This is a genomic window from Arthrobacter sp. HLT1-20 (assembly GCF_054510895.1).
This window is the reverse complement of the sequence record NZ_JBTNDR010000030.1, coordinates 17,088-35,395: the sequence shown is the minus strand read 5'-3', so window position 1 is coordinate 35,395 and position 18,308 is coordinate 17,088. Positions and strand designations below refer to the sequence as shown.

General features: G+C 58.6%; 15 protein-coding genes and 2 tRNA genes. 2 read left to right on the top strand and 15 right to left on the bottom strand.

The genetic code is table 11. The features are described 5' to 3' along the window. Position 1 precedes the first annotated feature (1 nt). Complete coding sequence (locus ACX80Q_RS14470) at positions 2-274, bottom strand: hypothetical protein (RefSeq protein WP_459331232.1); 273 nt, start codon at positions 272-274, stop codon at positions 2-4. 417 nt (positions 275-691) lie between these two features. Further along, the gene (locus ACX80Q_RS14465; RefSeq protein WP_459331231.1) at positions 692-3,355 is read right to left on the bottom strand and encodes a helix-turn-helix transcriptional regulator; all 2,664 of its coding nucleotides are present in this window, start codon (positions 3,353-3,355) and stop codon (positions 692-694) included. A 545-nt stretch (positions 3,356-3,900) separates the two neighbouring features. Here ACX80Q_RS14465 and ACX80Q_RS14460 point away from each other — a divergent pair. Continuing rightward, entirely contained in the window at positions 3,901-4,449 is a 549-nt protein-coding gene (locus tag ACX80Q_RS14460; RefSeq protein ID WP_459331230.1) for a flavin reductase family protein, read from the top strand. 69 nt (positions 4,450-4,518) lie between these two features. On the opposite strand, the gene ACX80Q_RS14455 is transcribed toward ACX80Q_RS14460, so the two are convergent. Further along, positions 4,519-5,223, bottom strand: a complete 705-nt coding sequence (locus tag ACX80Q_RS14455) for a rhomboid family intramembrane serine protease (protein WP_459331229.1) — start codon at positions 5,221-5,223, stop codon at positions 4,519-4,521. Positions 5,224-5,467: 244 nt separating this feature from the next. Continuing rightward, a complete protein-coding gene (locus tag ACX80Q_RS14450; protein WP_459331228.1) occupies positions 5,468-6,010 on the bottom strand; it encodes a peptidylprolyl isomerase in 543 nt (180 codons plus the stop codon). Positions 6,011-6,149: 139 nt separating this feature from the next. Between ACX80Q_RS14450 and ACX80Q_RS14445 the strand changes: the two genes are divergently transcribed. Then, entirely contained in the window at positions 6,150-7,160 is a 1,011-nt protein-coding gene (locus ACX80Q_RS14445; RefSeq protein WP_459331227.1) for a hypothetical protein, read from the top strand. 97 nt (positions 7,161-7,257) lie between these two features. Here the strand turns inward: ACX80Q_RS14445 and ACX80Q_RS14440 are convergent, their stop codons facing one another. The 11 genes from ACX80Q_RS14440 to dnaN form a co-directional block, all read right to left on the bottom strand. Further along, positions 7,258-8,130, bottom strand: a complete 873-nt coding sequence (locus ACX80Q_RS14440) for a DMT family transporter (protein WP_459331226.1) — start codon at positions 8,128-8,130, stop codon at positions 7,258-7,260. A 74-nt stretch (positions 8,131-8,204) separates the two neighbouring features. Further along, positions 8,205-8,280, bottom strand: a tRNA-Ala gene (locus ACX80Q_RS14435). Positions 8,281-8,320: 40 nt separating this feature from the next. Continuing rightward, the gene (locus ACX80Q_RS14430; protein ID WP_459331225.1) at positions 8,321-8,440 is read right to left on the bottom strand and encodes a DLW-39 family protein; all 120 of its coding nucleotides are present in this window, start codon (positions 8,438-8,440) and stop codon (positions 8,321-8,323) included. 36 nt (positions 8,441-8,476) lie between these two features. After that, positions 8,477-8,550, bottom strand: a tRNA-Ile gene (locus tag ACX80Q_RS14425). 120 nt (positions 8,551-8,670) lie between these two features. Further along, positions 8,671-9,219, bottom strand: coding sequence for a DUF3566 domain-containing protein (locus ACX80Q_RS14420; protein WP_459331224.1), 549 nt, complete (start codon positions 9,217-9,219; stop codon positions 8,671-8,673). Beyond that, positions 9,216-11,861, bottom strand: a complete 2,646-nt coding sequence (gene gyrA / locus ACX80Q_RS14415; protein WP_459331223.1) for a DNA gyrase subunit A — start codon at positions 11,859-11,861, stop codon at positions 9,216-9,218. Before gyrA ends, ACX80Q_RS14420 begins: the two co-directional genes overlap by 4 nt. A 69-nt stretch (positions 11,862-11,930) precedes the next feature. Beyond that, positions 11,931-13,898: a DNA topoisomerase (ATP-hydrolyzing) subunit B gene (gene gyrB / locus ACX80Q_RS14410; RefSeq protein WP_459331246.1), complete on the bottom strand. Its 1,968-nt coding sequence runs from the start codon at positions 13,896-13,898 to the stop codon at positions 11,931-11,933. Between the two features lie 444 nt (positions 13,899-14,342). Then, positions 14,343-14,933, bottom strand: a complete 591-nt coding sequence (locus tag ACX80Q_RS14405; RefSeq protein ID WP_459331222.1) for a DUF721 domain-containing protein — start codon at positions 14,931-14,933, stop codon at positions 14,343-14,345. Continuing rightward, on the bottom strand, positions 14,926-16,146 hold the full coding sequence (gene recF, locus ACX80Q_RS14400; protein ID WP_459331221.1) for a DNA replication/repair protein RecF: 1,221 nt from the start codon (positions 16,144-16,146) through the stop codon (positions 14,926-14,928). Before recF ends, ACX80Q_RS14405 begins: the two co-directional genes overlap by 8 nt. Positions 16,147-16,167: 21 nt before the next feature. Next, positions 16,168-17,055 (bottom strand): phosphogluconate dehydrogenase (NAD(+)-dependent, decarboxylating), encoded by an 888-nt coding sequence (gene gnd, locus ACX80Q_RS14395; RefSeq protein WP_459331220.1) that lies wholly within the window; start codon positions 17,053-17,055, stop codon positions 16,168-16,170. Between the two features lie 53 nt (positions 17,056-17,108). Continuing rightward, positions 17,109-18,233 (bottom strand): DNA polymerase III subunit beta, encoded by a 1,125-nt coding sequence (gene dnaN / locus ACX80Q_RS14390; RefSeq protein WP_459331219.1) that lies wholly within the window; start codon positions 18,231-18,233, stop codon positions 17,109-17,111. Positions 18,234-18,308: the final 75 nt, after the last annotated feature.

The window sequence follows — 18,308 nt, the reverse complement described above, 5'->3', positions numbered from 1 at the left end:
CCTAAATATTCTCTTCTTCCCCGTGGTCGCTTTGAATGTAGCGGCCCTTGGGGTCTTCTGCGGCACGGCCTGGAACATCTCCGGCCGTGCCGTAGTCAGCTTCAATGAATTGCCCGCGCTCCGCACCGTCGTCGGCACCCTCCGAGCCTGCTGGGCCGTAGTCTCCTTCCACGTAGCGGCCGTCGGTCTCCCCAGCCTTGTGGCCCTTCTCGGAACCGGCCAAGCCGTAGTCCCCTTCCACGTAGCTTCCGCTCTCAGCTTCTTGCTCAGACATGCTGCAGCCCTGCTTTCCACGGCACCGCGCCTGACTGGTTCGGGTGTCAATGCCGTCCTGCTTCTGAGTCTAGGCGGATTACAAACCTGTGCACAGGGCACCAAGCCCTTGGTGGCCGAACAAGGGCCCCTGCCGGGGGCGGCAGTGGCCCTTGCGCCTTTCGGCCCGGCGGTCCAGCTGGGGGACCAGACAGCCGTTGCATCTCCACCGCTCAGCGAGCCCTGGAGAACACCTCCCCGCATCGCAGGGGATTCGTCGGCACAGGGAGACCCGCCGAAGAATCCTCGCCCACAGGACGTGTCTGTTCATGCTAGGACGGCCTTTGGTAGAAAACTCGAGTGGTGACCACTCTAATTTTGGGCAGGCACCACTCTATTGTGGCGGGGATCGCCAAGTATGGCGGAGCGGAACAACGGTCTATGAGTAGAAAACGTCCGAGTCTTGCTCGGAAATTTCCAGTCCACCGTTAATTTTGGCGGCCAATTGCTCCCTTGACTGAATATCCAATTTGATGAACGTCCTGTAGAGGTGCCCTTCAATGGTGCGCAGTGAAACATTCAGCCTGGCCGCAATGGAATTGTTCGATTCCCCCTGAGCCACCAGGAGTGCTATCTGGTGCTCACGGCGGGTCATTTGAGGTTGGTCGATCGCCTGAAAAACCGGTGACACGAGCCCTGGCATTTTTTCACGCATGGCCACGACCTTGCTGGCGGTCTTGCGGCTCTTGTGAACCTTGCCGTGATCATTGAACTTCTTCAGGGCCAGGGTGGCCAGTTCAACGGCAATGAGTTCAAATCCATAGCTCATGGCAGTATTGCTTGCCCGGTCCAGGCCTGCCGGTTCCTGTGACCGCATGGCGCTGGACCATTCTTCGAAGAACGCCTTGCTGCCCGATTCCAACAGGCCCGCCACCTCTGAGAGCCTTTGCACCGCAGCGGCATCACCCACACGCACCATGAGGGATAGCACCGTCAGCTCAATGCCGAGAAAGCCCCGATTGGCGCATTCTCGTTGCAGGTGCCGCAGCCGGGCCAGGCCCAACTCGGATTGACCTGACATGAATTGGGCTGCCGCAGCGTACGCTGCCCCTTCCAAGTAGTAGAACTTGTTGCTGCGCCGATTGAGCGCTGCCAACTGTTCCAGCCGTTTTTGCGAACCGGGAATGTCTCCACGCATCGCAAGACAATAAGCCAACAGCCCGAGTGCCGTGTGCAGCACGGACCAGGGATCGTAGTCAGTCAAGGCCCCCACTGCAGCGTTCAACGCAACAATGGCTTCCTCCACGTGGCCGCGGCGGCACTGCATCATGGCGGCAGCAAGGTCACGCAGCCCGCCGGAAAACAGCATGAGGTCAGGATTGGTGAAAGTCGACGGCTCCAGCGCCCCGCGAACATGCTCCCAAGCGCCGTCGTATATGAAGACGGCAACAGATCTGGCGTAGGCCAGAAGGGCAATATCTGGTCGGGGGAATCCCTCTGGGCGGTTCAGCTCGGCGATGACTTCCATGGCAGTGCGCACCGCCGAACTCATCCGGCCAGTGGCGCTGAGAATCTCGCACATCAATGATTTCAAGGCTGCTTGATCGCTGACGTTGGCTGTCAGCGGATGCCGCAACAACGCCTCAATATTCTCACTGGCTTCCCTGCTGTCCCCTACCGCCACATCCCTTAGGGCGCACAGGATCAGCACCTCAATATCCGCCCGGGAACAGGTGTCCGACAGGACCACCGGTGAAAACCGGTTCTCAAAAAGTTTCAGGGCGCCAGCAAAAATGGCCTCGTAACCCAAGTGGGACAGGTGACTCAGATGGACAGCGCGCAATGCGCTGGCGCCAACATCCGGCGTTGGTGCCAGATCCAGGGCCTGCAGGGCAAGCGACCGTGCAACATCTGTTTGGTTTTGGTTCAGTTGGGCAACGGAGTGCTGCGCCAACAGCGCCGCGGCGTGGTCGCTACCCACCTTGATCGCGCAAAATTGTAGAGCATCCAAGGGGCGCATGAGCTGGTTGGCCCGGGTGGCCGCCAACAGGATTCGATCATCGCCGACAGGTACTCCGCAGTCCAGGGCCCACCTGGTGAAGTTGATGATGGATTCCGGATTGTCATGCTCATCCGGGGGATAGTACTTGGAAACCTCGGCGAGCAGCCGGCGGCTGCTTCCCACCGGAACCGTCGCCCGGATGGGTGCCGCCGTGGCGGCACGAGACAGGCACATGGTCAAACAAGCCCCGGGCACAATCACCACCAGTTCTCGCTGCTGAATATCATCCACCGCTTCGGGGCTGGTCAGGTCAAGGAGCACATCCAACGGCAGTGGGCCACCCAACGCCAGAATTTCTATGATGCGCCGGGATTGCGCAGGCAAGTGGTCCAGGTCCATCTGCAGGTATTCCCACGATTCCGAGCCCAGCCGATCGCCCGGGTGATCCAAAATCCATACATTGTTGACTTTTCGCAGCGAGCCCTCCTCCTGGGCGCCAGCCACGAGGCCGTTCAAAACCAGTGGATTCCCGCCTGAGCGGCTGGTTAGATAGTCGGCAGTTGGGCGCGCCACTTTGCCGCCCAGCAGTCCCTCCAGGAAGTCCTGTACGTCCTCGGGCTTGAGCGGCGCCAGCTCAAAGCGGGACAGGTGCCCGTCACGCCATAGTTCACGCAAATGGCTCTGGTGGCTGCCGTGCTGGTCCACCAGGATCAATTTTGCGCTCGAGGACATGACCACTTGAAGAATGATGGCTGTGCTCTGGGAATCCAGGTGTTCGGCATTGTCAACCATCAACAACACCTGGCCGGTTCCCTTTGCCGAGTCATGGATCTGGTCCATGAATCCATTCAGGACCTCGTAGTAGTCACTGCTGCGGACCACGCTTGTGCCCACCCTGGCATTGACGGCACCAAAAGGTATGGCAGCTAGGGATTTGCTGGCGGAGAGCCTGATTGTTACAACGTCCGGGCCTAGGGCGGCCAAAAGTTGGCCGAGCATCCAGGTTTTTCCCGTGCCTCTTGAACCCACTATGAGGACGCCTTTGGAGGTGCTGTCCGTGAGTAGCTCAACGATTTCCCCAACATTTGCCCCGCGGGCCACGCATCCCCATTTCTTGAACTAAGACCAGCGCTCCCAGCCGAGGCATGACAACACCGCTGCCGTCGCTGGAAACACGTCCAGCCGAGACCGCTACAACTTTCCTTAGTCTAAGTACGTGGTGGTGATTGTGTCGATGGGGGAGCCTTATTGGTCCATCGAAACGAAATATAAGTCACTATCCCCAAGGTTATCCACACTGTGGGTAACTTTTTCCCACAACCCACAGACTTATCCACTGCCGCTGAAAACTCATGCGAACTATCCACAGCCCGTCTTCGAAGCTGTGGTTATCCCTAGTTGTTCACAAGGTTATCCACAGAAGTGGATAACTTTTGGGTGGTTTGGCCTGGAAGTGAGAAAAACTGCCGCAGCAAAGTAATCCACAGCTGTGGAATTACATGTGTGTAACTTATACCCAGTGTGTAAAACCATGGGGATAACTACGTGTTCGATTAGTTTAAAACTACTCGAACTACAGCTCTGTAAGTTATGCCCAGTTGTGGACAGCTCTGTGGACAACTGTGGATACGTGCAACCATTGAGCCATGGAACTAGCCGATCCCCTTGATATCCACAGAGTTTTCCCACAGCACCCTGGACAAGATCAGATTGACGAGTACCGCCGGCTCAGTGCTGAACAAGCTGGTGGTGTGGCCATTATCAGCACCTCCGTGCGCAACCGCGACGTTGCTGCAACGGTGAGTTCTTTCATGTCAGTGTCCTATGACCCTCCGACATTGCTGGTGAGCCTCTATGCGGACTCCCGGATTGCCTTGGCAGTGTTGGAGTCTGGATCCTGGGCGTTGTCGTTGTTGACCGCCGAGCAGAAAGGCCACGCAAACTGGCTCGCCAGCCCGGGAACACCCACAGAGGGCTTGCTCAAACAGATTGATTTTAGGCGCGGCCCACTCACGGGCAACGCGGTGATTGCCGGGGCGCTGGCGTACTTTGAGGTGGAAACCACTGCGGTCCATGAGGCGGCCACCCACGTCTTGGTGGTGGGACAGGTGGTTTCCATGGGTGAAGATGCCCCCTGGAGCAAGGAGTTGTCTCCGCTGCTGCACTACGGCGGGGACTACCGCAGACTCAAGTAGTCCTCCTTAAATGCCCCGGGCCGGGTATGGAAGTCCATACCCGGCCCGAATTACCTCTGGAGGCTAGCCCTAAATGAAGATAGGGAACGTGGACACCTTGTACAGTGTCAGCCCAATCAGCAGCACCAGGACGGCGCCGATGCCGCCCCACTGGATAAGGTTACGGTTCTTCGCCGGAGCGTAGGCAATGGCGACGGCGCACAGGGCACCGGCGATCAACCCGCCCAGGTGAGCCTGCCAGGCGATGCCCGGAATGATGAACCCAATGGCGGCGTTGATGAGCAGCAAAACAACTATTTGCCGAAGGTCACCGCCACGCTTCTTCTGCACCACAAACAGAGCCCCAAACAGGCCAAACACGGCTCCGGAGGCACCAACCACAACAGTGTCCAGCGGAGAGAGCAGCAGCACGCCCACCGAACCGGCAAAGGCGCTCACAAGGTACAGGGCCACATAGCGGGCCCGGCCAAAGGCAGGTTCCAGGGCGTTGCCGAGTATCCACAGGGCATACATGTTGAAGGCGATGTGCATGATGTTGCTTGAATGCAGGAATGCGCTGGTGACCATCCGCCACGGTTCGGATTCGGTCAAGAATGGTGCATAGGCAAAATTCTGGAAGACAAAGCCGTTGGGAATGGCCCAATCCAGGGCGAAGGCCACAACGCAGATGGCCATCATGGTGATGGTGGCCACCGGGCGACCGGTGCGCACCACGCCACCGAAAATGGTCCGCCGGGATGGGGTCGACTTGGCGGATTCCCGCACGCAGTCCACGCATTGAACTCCCACGGCCGCGCTGCGCTGACATTCTGGGCAGGTTGGCCGCCCACAACGCTGGCAGCTCACATAGGAGACCCGATCCGGGTGGCGCGGGCATACGGGAGCTTCGGACGGGGCGCCCGGAAGCGGGAAGGCAGAACTCATGGATTGGGTCCTAACGAGAAAAACAAGGAAGGCCTCAGCCGCCGGATCCCCTATGGGATCCGGCGGCCAAAGCCATGGATGCTACGAGCTTGTATTAGAGCTGTTCAACTGTGATGGAGTTGATGACAACATCTTCACGCGGCTTGTCGCCGGCGCCTGTTGCCACGCCTTCAATGGCGTCAACAACAGCCCGTGAGGCAACATCCGTGACGTCACCGAAGATGGTGTGCTTGCCCTGGAGCCAGCTGGTGTTCACCGTGGTGATGAAGAACTGTGAACCGTTGGTGCCACGGCCGCCCTGAGTGCCGGCATTTGCCATGGCGAACTTGTAGGGGTCGTTGAAGTTCAGATCGGGGTTGATCTCGTCGTCGAACTGGAAGCCGGGGCCGCCAATTCCGCGACCCAAGGGGTCTCCACCCTGGATCATGAAGTCCTTGATGATGCGGTGGAAGATGGTGCCGTTGTAGAGGGGGGCGTTGGTCTTCTCGCCCGTGGCCGGGTGGGTCCACTCGATGGTTCCGGTCGCCAGACCAACAAAGTTGGCCACTGTCTTGGGCGCGTGGTTACCAAAGAGGTTCACCTCGATATCGCCAAGGCTTGTGCTGATAGTTGCTTTTGCGGTTGGGATAGCAGTCATGGCGATATTCTGCCACGATATGCTGGGGATTTTCTTGGTTGACTGGCGCATTCCGCGTCAGGCGAACTGTCTAGGGATAGCAAGCTGGCAGCGGGGGACGTAGGCTAAGCCTTGAAACAGCTGAATATCTGGAGGAAACGTGAAGAAGGTTGACCGCTTTACCCAAGGCTTGGAAGATTCGCTCACAACTGGTGTTGACAATGCCATCGAGTGGGCTTCCCCGCATGTGGAAAATGCCAAGGACTGGACAACTCCGCGCGTGGAGGCTGCCTTGAACTGGGCTGTTCCGCGCATAGAGCGGGGCATTGAACAAGCTTCCCCCATGGTTCAGGATGGTCTTCGCAAGGCTGCCCAATACACGGCCGACGGCGTTGCTGCCGTAACGCCGAAACTCCAGGAAGGCCTCGAGAAGCTTGCCCCGCGCATTTCCGAAGCCGTTGACGGGGCAACCCCACATATTCAGGACGCCTTGGATAAGACCGCTCCGGCCATCACCTCGGCCAAGGACAAAGTGGTGGATGACTTCATTCCCATGGTTTCGTCCAAGCTGGGTGTGGCAGCCCAAGCCGTTGGTTCGGCGCTGGACAGTTCAGTGGTGACCCACCAGGTGGAGATTGCTGCCGCCAAGCTCACGGGAAACAAGAAGGCCCTGGCAAAGGCCGAGAAGGCCGCCGCCGAGGCAAGCAGGAAGCTTGCCGCCGAGTTGCAAAAAGCCGGCAAGACCAAGAAGAAGAGTGGCAAGGGCTGGATTGTGGTGGGCATTATTGTTGCCGCCACTGCCGCTGGTGCTGCCGCGTGGAAGGCGTCAAAACCGGTGGCCGACCCGTGGAAGACCCCGGCACCCGTGGTGCCCGCTGCTGTTCCCAGCTCAGTGCCGGCGCCGGTCCCTGCTGACCGCGACGCTGCCAAGGCCGTGGACAACACTGTTGATGACGTTGTGGAGAAGATCACCGAAGACGTCAAGAACGCAACCGAGACCGTGAAAGACAAAGCGTCTGAGGTGGTTGAGGATGCCAAGGACACTGGCGCCGACGCCGTTGCCAAGGTCAAGGACGCGGCCGCTAATGCCGTGTCCACGGCCAAGCATGCTGTCACGGATGCGTTGGGCGAGGAAGCTCCCAAGCCGAAACCCAAAGGGCCGAAGAACTAGAGTGCAGCACGTGCAGTAGGCACAACAAAAACAGCGGGGGCCCGGATCTTTGGATCCGGGCCCCCGCTGTTTAATGTGTGTCTCATGGGTGGTTGGGTCAGGAATCGCCCTTAATGCCACTGCGGCCCTGGCGCAGAATTACCACTGCCAGGCCCGCCAAAATCAAACCAAGGCCCAAATAGGTGCCCGGTGGCAGGGCTTCGGCGAGGAAGATGGCAGCGAGAATCGCTGCGCCCGGGATCTCCACCAGGATCATCATGGACACCACCAATGGGGAAATGGTGGCCAGCAGGTAGTTAAAGATGGTGTGCCCAAAAAGTTGCGCCGCCACTGTGACGCCCACGATGCCCCACCAGGCCTCGGCGGGGATGTCCAGCAGCGGCTGACCGAACGCCAGGCACATCAGCAGCAGGATCACCGAGCACAGCGCGTAGCACACGCTGGAGTAGACGCCCGTGGACAGGCTTTTGCGGGCCTTGGACCCTGCCAGGGTGTAGACGGCTGCCAAGGCGCCGCCAACAAGCGCCAGAACGTCTCCCACTAGGGCCTCACGGGAAACTCCCATGTCGAAGCCGGTGATGACCACGACGCCCAGCAGGGCGGCACTCAGACCCAACAGGATGGGGCGTGGCGGCTTTGAACCCCTGATCCACTGAAAGAGGGCTATCCACGCCGCTTGAAGGCACACCAGGGCCGTTGCGGCCGCCACGCTTGTCATCTTCACCGATGTGACAAAGCAGGCGAAGTGGAGCGCCAGGGCCGTTGCGGCAATGGCGGTGTACTTGAATTCCTGGCGGGTCAGTGCTTTGACGAACCCGGGATTCTTTATAAGCGCCGGGGTGCCTAGAGCGAATGCGCCCAAAACGTTGCGCCACAGGGCGATGGTCAGTGCGGGGGCTGCTGTGGCCGCCATGATGGGTCCGGAGGCGGAGACGCCCAGAATTCCAACAATGGCCAAGAAAAATATCACCCTTCAAGCGTAGGGGCTTGACCACCTAACTTAAGACAAAACAACCCCGGTCCTAAGACCGGGGTTGTTTCCCATGGTGGAGGCACGGGGACTCGAACCCCGAACCCCCTGCTTGCAAAGCAGGTGCGCTACCAATTGCGCCATGCCCCCATGAGGCTTGTTCAGTATATCTGTTGCAAGTTCAAAAAATTCAATTTACTGAATCAGTTGCCTTGCTCCAGGTTGCCTTCGCAACTTTGGATTCCTGCCACTTCTTATTCAGGACGGCGGCTGCACTGAGAGCTGCGACCAAGATCAACAACTTCTTCACAACTTACCATCCTTGCCTAAGAACCTTTAGGTTCCGTGGGCGCACCAGGACTTGAACCTGGGACCTCTTCGTTATCAGCGAAGCGCTCTAACCGCCTGAGCTATGCGCCCTTCCGGCCCTGTTCGGGCCGAGACAAAACTTTACCGCACACTTTCCTAAAATCCCAAATCGGCGGATCCTGGGCCTGCCCGGACCCGCCGATTCAAGGAAGTTTGGTGCTTTTCTACATGCTAGTCATCGGTCAAGGTGACGCCGATGCCGCCCACCAGGGTGGCGGAGATGTTGTACAAGAAGGCAGAGAGCACCGAAAGAGTTGTCAGCAGCAGCACGTTCACCACAGCCACAATGGTGGAGAATGACGCAACCTGGCCCAGCGACACAATCGTCAGCAGGTCGATGGGGGTGCCACCCTCCTTGCCCTGGATGTCATTGATGAAGGAGTTGACCGTGTCAAACAACCCAATAGTGTCCAGCACTGTCCACAACACAATGGACGCCACTACTGTGACAATGCCTAGCGCAACGGACAGCAGGAATGCCATCTTCAGCACCGACCAAGGCTCAATCTTGCTCACCAAAAGGCGTGCCCTGCGGGCTTTCGCCTTGGGTGCGGGCTTGACTAGCGCCGGCGCCGTTTTAGGCGCAGGCCGCGGTGCCGGGCGCTTTGCCGCAGCGCTGGTGGTGGTTGCCGGAGCAACGCCTGGCCGCTGCGGAGGGCGCGCCGGGGCGCCTACCCTCGGGGCGGAACCAGGCCGCGGAATCGGGTTATTGGCGCTCAATCGGTACCTCCAGTTGTTCCGTCTTCGTCGCTTAACGGTACTTCATCAAGCTGGGGCTTTCCCTCGAGAGCCCCCTCAACGGATCCTTCAGGGACGTCCGTTTGTACCGACTCATCCTCGTCATCAAGGCCCCGCTCACTGTTTCGCGCTACCTCAATGATGCGGTCATTCTTATCCGGTTTGGCGAAGATTACACCCATGGTGTCACGGCCCTTGGCGGGCACTTCCGAGACGTTGGAGCGCACCACCTTGCCGCCGCTCATCACCACCAAAACTTCATCGTCCTCTTGAACAATCAAGGCGCCAACGAGGTCTCCGCGGTCTTCAGCAAGCTTGGCAACCTTGATGCCCAAGCCGCCGCGACCCTGCAGACGGTACTCACTGACGGCCGTGCGCTTGGCATAGCCACCCTCTGTGACAATAAACACATAAGAGTCTTCGGTGACCACGTCGGCGGCAAGAAGCTCATCGAAGTCACGGAACTTCATGCCCGTGACACCCGATGTTGCCCTTCCCATGGGCCGCAGGGCCTCATTGCTGGCCGTGAACCTGATGGACTGGCCCTTGCGGGACACCAACAGCAGATCGTCGCTGTCTGACACCAACTGGGCTGAGACCAGTTCGTCGCCGTCACGCAGGTTGATGGCAATGACACCTGCCGAACGGTTGGTGTCGTAGTCCTCCAGGGACGTCTTCTTGACCAGGCCGTTCTTGGTGGCCAGCACCAGGTACGGGGACTGCTGGTAGTCCTTGAGCTCCATGACCTGGGCGATTTTCTCGTCAGGCTGGAAGGCCAGCAGGTTCGCCACGTGCTGGCCCTTGGCGTCTCGGCCGGCTTCAGCGAGTTCGTACGCCTTGGCCCGGTACACGCGGCCGAGGTTCGTGAAGAACAGCAGCCAGTGGTGGGTGGTGGTGACAAAGAAGTGCTCGACGACGTCGTCGCCCCGCAGTGCCGCGCCCTTGACGCCCTTCCCGCCGCGGTGCTGCGTGCGGTAGTTGTCGCTGCGGGTGCGCTTGACGTAGCCGCCGCGGGTGATGGTGACAACCATTTCCTCTTCGGGAATGAGGTCTTCCATGCTCATGTTGGGGTCGTAGCCCATCATGATTTCCGTGCGACGGTCATCGCCGAACCGGGCCGTGATTTCCGCCAGCTCGTCGCTGACAATACCGCGCTGCACATCCGGGTCAGCCAAGATGCGGTTGAACTCGGTGATCATGAGTTCCAGCGTGTTGTGGCGGTCGGTGATCTTCTGGTGTTCCAGGGCGGCCAGACGACGCAACTGCATGTCCAGGATGGCCTTGGCCTGAATCTCATCGATGTCCAACAGTTGAATCAAGCCGTCGCGGGCCTCTTCGGTTGTTGAGGAACGCCGGATGAGGGCAATGACCTCGTCCAGTTCGTTGAGGGCCTTCAAGAGTCCGCGCAGAATATGAGCTTCTTCTTCCGCCTTGCGGAGGCGGAAACGCGTGCGGCGAACAATGACGTCCATCTGGTGCGTCACCCAGTGACGGATGAAGGCATCCAGTGGCAAGGTGCGCGGAACGCCGTCGACAATCGCCAACATGTTGGCGCTGAAGTTTTCCTGCAGCTGAGTGTGCTTGTAGAGGTTGTTCAACACAACCTTGGCGACTGCGTCACGCTTGAGGACAACCACCAATCGCTGTCCCGTACGTCCGGAAGTCTCGTCGCGGAGGTCGGCGATGCCAGAAATCTTGCCGTCCTTGACCAGATCGGCAATCTTGACGGCCAAGTTATCGGGGTTGGCTTGGAATGGCAGCTCGGTGACTACCAGGCAGGTTCGTCCCTGGATCTCCTCGACATTGACAACAGCTCGCATCGTGATCGATCCGCGGCCTGTGCGGTAAGCATCTTCAATGCCCTTACGGCCAAGAATCTGAGCTCCGGTGGGGAAATCTGGGCCCTTGATGCGCTCGATGAGTGCTTCAAGAAGCTCCTCACGGCCCACAGTGGGGTTCGCAAGGTACCACTGGACACCCTCGGCAACCTCACGCAGGTTGTGCGGCGGAATGTTCGTGGCCATACCAACAGCAATACCGGAGGATCCGTTGACCAAAAGGTTCGGGAACCTTGCCGGCAGAATCTTCGGCTCTTGGTTTTTACCATCGTAGTTGTCCTGGAAATCGACCGTTTCTTCGTCGATGTCGCGGACCATTTCCATGGCGAGCGGCGCCATCTTGGTCTCGGTGTAACGGGGTGCTGCTGCGCCGTCGTTTCCGGGCGAGCCGAAGTTGCCCTGACCCAAGGCCAGCGGGTAGCGCATGGTCCAGTCCTGGATCAAACGAACCAAGGCATCATAAATGGAGCTGTCGCCGTGCGGGTGGTACTGGCCCATGACCTCGCCAACAACGCGTGCGCACTTGTTGAAGGAGCGCTCGGGGCGGTAGCCGCCGTCGAACATGGCGTACAGGACGCGGCGGTGCACGGGCTTGAGTCCGTCACGGACGTCAGGGAGCGCGCGTCCCACAATGACTGCCATGGCGTAGTCCAGATAGGAGCGTTTCATCTCCTCCTGGAGATCGATTTGCTCGATCTTGTCGTGCATTACATTGCCTTCAAGGACGTCATTTCCCGTGGCAACCACGGTGGTTTCGTCGGGATTCTGAGGTGTTTCGTCACTCATAGTTCTTTATATTCCATTCCCAATATATGTCTGGTTCGCACTATAACTAGGGGGCAATATCTTGCCTGGCTAGATGTCGAGGAACCGCACGTCCTTGGCGTTTTGCTGGATGAAGTTGCGTCGTGATTCCACGTCTTCTCCCATGAGGGTGGAGAAAACTTGGTCAACCTCTGCTGCATCTTCCATGGTGACTTGGAGCAGGGTCCGGTGTTCCGGGTCCATGGTGGTGTCCCACAGCTCGGTGTAGTCCATTTCGCCCAGACCCTTGTAGCGCTGGATGCCGTTTTCCTTGGGGATGCGGCGTCCCGCTGCGGCGCCCGCGGCCAAGGCTGCGTCACGTTGCTTGTCGGTGAAGACATAATCGTGCGGCGCGTTGGACCACTTGATGCGGTACAGCGGCGGCTGAGCCAGATATACGTAACCGTTTTCAATCAACGGACGCATGTAGCGGAACAACAACGTCAGCAAAAGAGTGGTGATGTGCTGGCCATCAACATCGGCATCAGCCATCAGCACGATCTTGTGATAGCGGGCCTTGTTGACGTCAAAGTCCTCACCAATGCCGGCGCCGAAGGCCGTGATCATGGCCTGGACTTCCGCATTGCCCAGCGCGCGGTCAAGCCTGGCACGCTCCACGTTGAGGATCTTGCCTCGCAGCGGCAGGATCGCCTGGGTGGTTGGGTTCCGGCCGCGTACGGCCGAACCACCAGCCGAGTCACCCTCCACGATGTAAATTTCCGACAGGGCCGGATCCTTGGACTGGCAGTCCTTGAGTTTTCCAGGCATTCCTCCGGATTCCAGGAGACCCTTGCGGCGGGTGCTTTCCCTTGCCTTGCGGGCAGCAAGACGGGCTTGCGAGGCCTGGATGGACTTGCGAATGATGTCCTTGGCGGGCCCGGGGTTGCGCTCAAGCCAGTCGCCCAAACCATCGGTGACAACGCGCTGAACGAAGCCCTTGACCTCGGAATTGCCAAGCTTGGTCTTGGTCTGGCCCTCAAACTGCGGCTCAGACAATTTCACGGAAATGACAGCCGTCAGGCCTTCACGGATGTCATCCCCTGTGAGGTTTTCATCCTTTTCCCTGAAGATCTTTTTCTCGCGAGCGTACCGGTTGATCAGCGACGTCATGGCGGCACGGAAACCCTCTTCGTGGGTTCCACCCTCATGGGTGTTGATCGTGTTGGCGTACGTGTGCACGCTCTCCGAATAGGCGGTGGTCCATTGCAAGGCAAGTTCCACGGCCATGCTGCGGGAGGAATCCTCGGTTTCAAAGGCGATGACATCCTCGTGGATGACATCGACCTTCTTGGAGGAGTTCAGGTGCTTGACGTAGTCAAGCAGACCATCCTTGTACTGGTAGGTCACCTCACGCTTGCCCGTGGTGATGTCCTTGCCCTCGGGAATGGCGTCAAGGTCGGGGTCTTCGTCATTGACGTCATTGCTGGGGCGCTCATCAGTCAGCGAAATCTTCAGGCCCTTGTTCAGGAACGCCATCTGCTGGAACCGGGCACGCAGGGTCTCGAAATCAAACTCGACGGACTCAAAAATGGTGGGGTCCGGGTAGAACGTCTGCGTGGTGCCTGTTTCGGTGGTGGTCTCACCCTTGACCAGGGTGCCCTGGGGCTTGCCACCGTCGGCAAAACTCATGCGCCATACAAATCCCTGACGGCGAATTTCAGTATTCACCTGCCGCGAAAGAGCGTTAACCACGGAAATGCCCACACCATGGAGACCACCGGAGACCGCGTAGCCGCCGCCGCCGAACTTGCCGCCGGCGTGCAGGATGGTCATGACCACTTCAACCGTGGGCTTGCCCTCGGTGGGGTGGATGTCCACAGGGATTCCGCGGCCATTATCGATCACACGCACACCGCCATCGGCCGTGAGGGTGATGTCAATGTGGTCGCAATAGCCGGCCAGGGCTTCATCCACCGAGTTGTCCACCACTTCATAGACCAGGTGGTGCAGACCGCGCGGGCCAGTGGATCCGATGTACATGCCGGGACGTTTGCGGACGGCTTCCAAGCCCTCCAGCACTGTGATGTCACTGGCATCATAGTGACCGGTGTCTGCTGGCTTTTCGGTTGTTGAAACCTCGCTAGGCTGCGTGTTTTCCGACTCTGGATTCACGGCACTATCCGAATTGTTCGTCGTCACAGGCGCGTTCGACCCCTCTTATTGTTCAGCTCGATTGCCAACGTTGAGACAGGGCACGACTTTCACTTGCCCGTGCATCGAGTCCTCGTTGAAGGCAGATAAATACCGCTCTCAACGAAACCAAAAACGGACCACAGCGCCGCAGAGAGACGGTTATGGTGCAATTCTACCTTGAGAATGGTGTATATGCGCCCTCAACGTGCCCTAGGCGGGGAGAAAAGCGCCTTAGAACGCAATTGTTATTGGCTCTTTAAGGAGATGTACACCGTGAGGGGTTTGAATCGCCCTGCAGAGCCGTGGCTGCTTCCACTGCCTCGTCCGGATCTACCCGTAAGTGTCCCGGGGACCTCGTCCCTTGACAGTACGGAATCCCTTTCGCCAATTTGGTGCGGCAGGCCCCAACACAAGAATCTTTGTCACCACCCCGCGGCCAAGATCGGCATCAAATTTGGCCAACAATGACGAGGACAGCAACCGCAATTGGGTGGCCCAACTGGTGGAGTCGCACCTGACATGAAGTGTTGTCGCCTCAAAACTCTCCGGCTGGCAGTGAGCTGCAATCTCCGGTCCCACCAAGGTGTCCCACTGGGCCATGACCGAGCCTACTGCCAGTGGTGAACTCCAGCCCCGGTCCGAGACCAACCGGCTGACAACGTTTCCCAGACCAAGAGGATCCCTGCCACCACCATATTTTGCGTCGAGAAATGGCTGCCGTTTTGCCTTGGGCGTGGTTTTTTCGCCCAATCTACTTCTGGGAATCCGCAATTCACCACGACTCTTGGCGATGGTGCGCATTCGGTTCAGCGCTGCCTGGGCCGCGTCCACTTCCGTGACATGATCGGTGGCTGCAGCAAGTTTGCTGCGTTTTTTTCCCGTGGGATCACTGCTGGTGGGGCCGCCGGGAACCTCACTCATGAGGAAGAACACCGCCGGGTATCACTTGGATCTTGGAACCGGCCAGCTCCTCGGGAATGTCCTGTGCCACGGCAGCAGTCACCAGCACCTGTTCGGCTGTGGCAACCATGACGGCCAATTTTTTTCGCCGGTGGGCGTCGAGTTCGGCAAAAACATCGTCAAGGATCAGTATGGGCTGGTTTCCGGCAACATGTTTGTCCTCATCAAGCACATGGAACGACGCCAGCCGCAGCGCCAAGGCAATGGACCAAGATTCACCGTGGGACGCGTAGCCGCGGGCAGGGGCCTGGCCCAGAAGCAGGTCCAACTCATCACGGTGCGGACCCACCAATGACATGCCGCGGTCAAGTTCACGGGAACGGGACCTCGCCAGCTCGGCGCCGTACATGTCCGTGAGCTCTTCCACACTGAAAAGGGAAAGATCTATTTCTTCGTTTTCCCCGGAATCATCGGTGACGCCGAAAGCTGTGGGGGAGGCGCCGTCGTGGGCTGAAGAATCCGTCAAACTGCTGATGTAGTTCGCCCGCAAGAGCTTGGAGCCGTCAGTCAGCTGGGCATAGGCCTCGGCCATGTGGGGGCGAAGCCGGTTGAGCAGGTCCAGCCTGGCAGCCAACAAATTCGCGGCAACAACTGCCAGGTGCTGATCCCAAACGTCCAATGTTGCGAGCTGCACCTCCGGCACACCCGAACGCGAGAAATGGGCAGCCCGGGCCGATTTCAACAGGGCGTTGCGCTGTTTGAGCACCCTGTCATAGTCGCTGCGTGTGGCTGCGTGCTTGGGCAGCAAAACGACCAACAATTCGTCCAGGAACCTGCGCCGGTTTCCGGGATCACCCTTGACCAGGGCTAAGTCCTCCGGGGCGAACAAGACTGTCCGGCAAATGCCTAGGATATCGCGGGACCTGATGGGGTTGGCCCGGTTGATTCGCGCACGATTTGCCCGTGAGGCATTAATCTCAATCTCAACCATGACCTTTTGCTCAGCGCGGACCAGCTGGGCCCGGATGAGGGCCCGTTCTGTGCCGAAGCGCAAAAGTGGCCCGTCCTGGCTCACCCGGTGTGAGGAAAGGGTTGAAAGATAGCCAATCGCTTCCACCAGATTGGTTTTGCCAAGTCCGTTGGAGCCAACAAGCACAGTAACGCCGGGGCTGAGCGTTAGATCCACCTGGGCGTAACTGCGGTAGTCGGTGAGGGAAAGATGTTCAAGATACATTGAGCTGAGATTTATCCACTGTTAGGAACCCGCAGGTTTTGTGGCGTGACCACCAAATTGGTGGCGCAAGGCCGAGACCATCTTCATGGCCGGTGAGTTGTCTTCACGCGAGGAGAAGCGGGCAAAAAGCGCCGCTGTGATGGCAGGTGCCGGGACAGCATTGGCAATGGCTTCCTCAACGGTCCACCTGCCTTCACCGGAATCCTCAACGTAGTCATCGATGGACTCCAGCCCCGGGTCCTCATCCAAGGCCTTGACCATGAGGTCCAGCAGCCAGGAACGAACAACTGTTCCTTTTTGCCAGGCACGGAAAGTGCCCGGCAAGTCTTCGATGATTTCCTTTTTCGCCAACAACTCATAGCCCTCGGCATAGGCCTGCATGAGGCCGTATTCGATGCCATTGTGAACCATCTTGGCGTAGTGGCCGGCACCGACGTCACCCACATGAACAAAGCTGTCGGCCCGTTCACCTTCGGGACGGAGCACATCAAGGACGGGAAGTGCCCGGGCAACGTTTTCCTTGGACCCGCCAGCCATGAGGCCATAGCCATTCTCCAGGCCCCAAACGCCACCGGACACGCCAACATCCATGAAGCCGATGTTCTTTTCAGCGAGCATGGCACCATGCTTTTGGTCCTCGGTAAACCGTGAGTTTCCGCCGTCGACCAGCAAATCACCAGCTTCCAGCAGCTCCGACAATTCGCTAATCACGGAGGAGGTGATGTCCCCGGAAGGAACCATGACCCAAATGAGCCTGGGAGCAGGAACAGCAGCCACCAACTCAGCCATGGAGGCTACGTCGGTGACTGCTGGATTCCTGTCAAAACCTGTCACCTCAATCTGCGCTGCACGCAGGCGGGCCCTCATGTTGAAGCCCATTTTTCCTAGTCCAACAAGTCCAATATGCACGTTCGTCTCTCTTCCGTGTTTGGTAGCTCTTGGTGCGGCAGCGTTGTTGAGGCTTACTGGTTGGGCAACCTCACCGGCATGACCAGGTAGCGGTATTCATCACGGCGTTCACCGTCAATGTCATCCTGCGCGCTAAGCATGGCGGGTTTGGGTGCGGAGGTGAATGAGAACCTGACGTACTTGCTGTCAAAGGCACTCAAACCTTCGCTGAGGTAGTGCGGGTTGAAAGCAACTGTAATGTCCTCACCCACCAACGTGGCTTCAAGATTTTCAGAAGCCTGGGCATCCTCGCCGGTTCCGGCATCAAGTGTCAGTTGGCCATCCGTGAAGATCAAGCGAACAGGGGTGTTGCGCTCGGCTACCAGGGATACGCGGCGAACCGCTTCCGCAAGTGCATGGGTCTCAACCGTTGCATGGATGGGAGTGTCGTTGGGGAACAGTGAGCGGATCTTGGGGTAGTCGCCATCAACCAACAATGACGTGGTGCGTCGACCGCCACTTTCGAAACCGATGAGCTCGCTGTTCTGAGACAGGGCAATGTTGATGTTTCCAGAGCTGCCCAAGGTCTTTGCAACCTCGCTGAGGGTTTTGGCCTTCACCAAAGCCCCCGTCGAGATGTTGGGGGAACTGGGGTTCCACCGAATCTCACGCAGGGCCAAGCGGTACCTGTCTGTTGCCAGCAACGTGATGAGGTCGCCTTCAATTTCCATTTTCACGCCGGTGAGAATGGGCAAGGTGTCGTCCTTGCTCGAGGCAATGATGACCTGGGAAACAGCCTGGGCGAAGGCTTCGCCGTCAACCGTGCCACTGACTTCGGGAAGTGCCGGCAACTCCGGGTAGTCGCCCACTGGCATGGTGGCCAAATGGAAGCGGCTGCTGCGGCAGGTCAGGGTGACTTTGTTGCCATCGGTTTCGACCTCAACAGGTGCGGCCGGCAGGCTGCGGCAGATATCGGCCAACAAACGGCCCGAAACCAGGATGGTTCCTTCTTCAGAAATATCTGCAGGGATCTGCAGGCGTGCCGAGATCTCATAGTCAAAACTGGCCAGGCTCAAGGTTCCGGCTTCTGCCTTCAACAACAGCCCCGACAATACGGGAACCGGTGGGCGTGGTGACAAGGATCGTGCGGCCCAGCTGACTGCTTCGGTCAGAACATCCCGTTCGACTCGGAACTTCACGGAAGGGTGCCGCCTTTCATGGTGCGAAAAATTTTGGTGAACCGTTGATGGACCAGACCTGTGAAGGGACTGGTG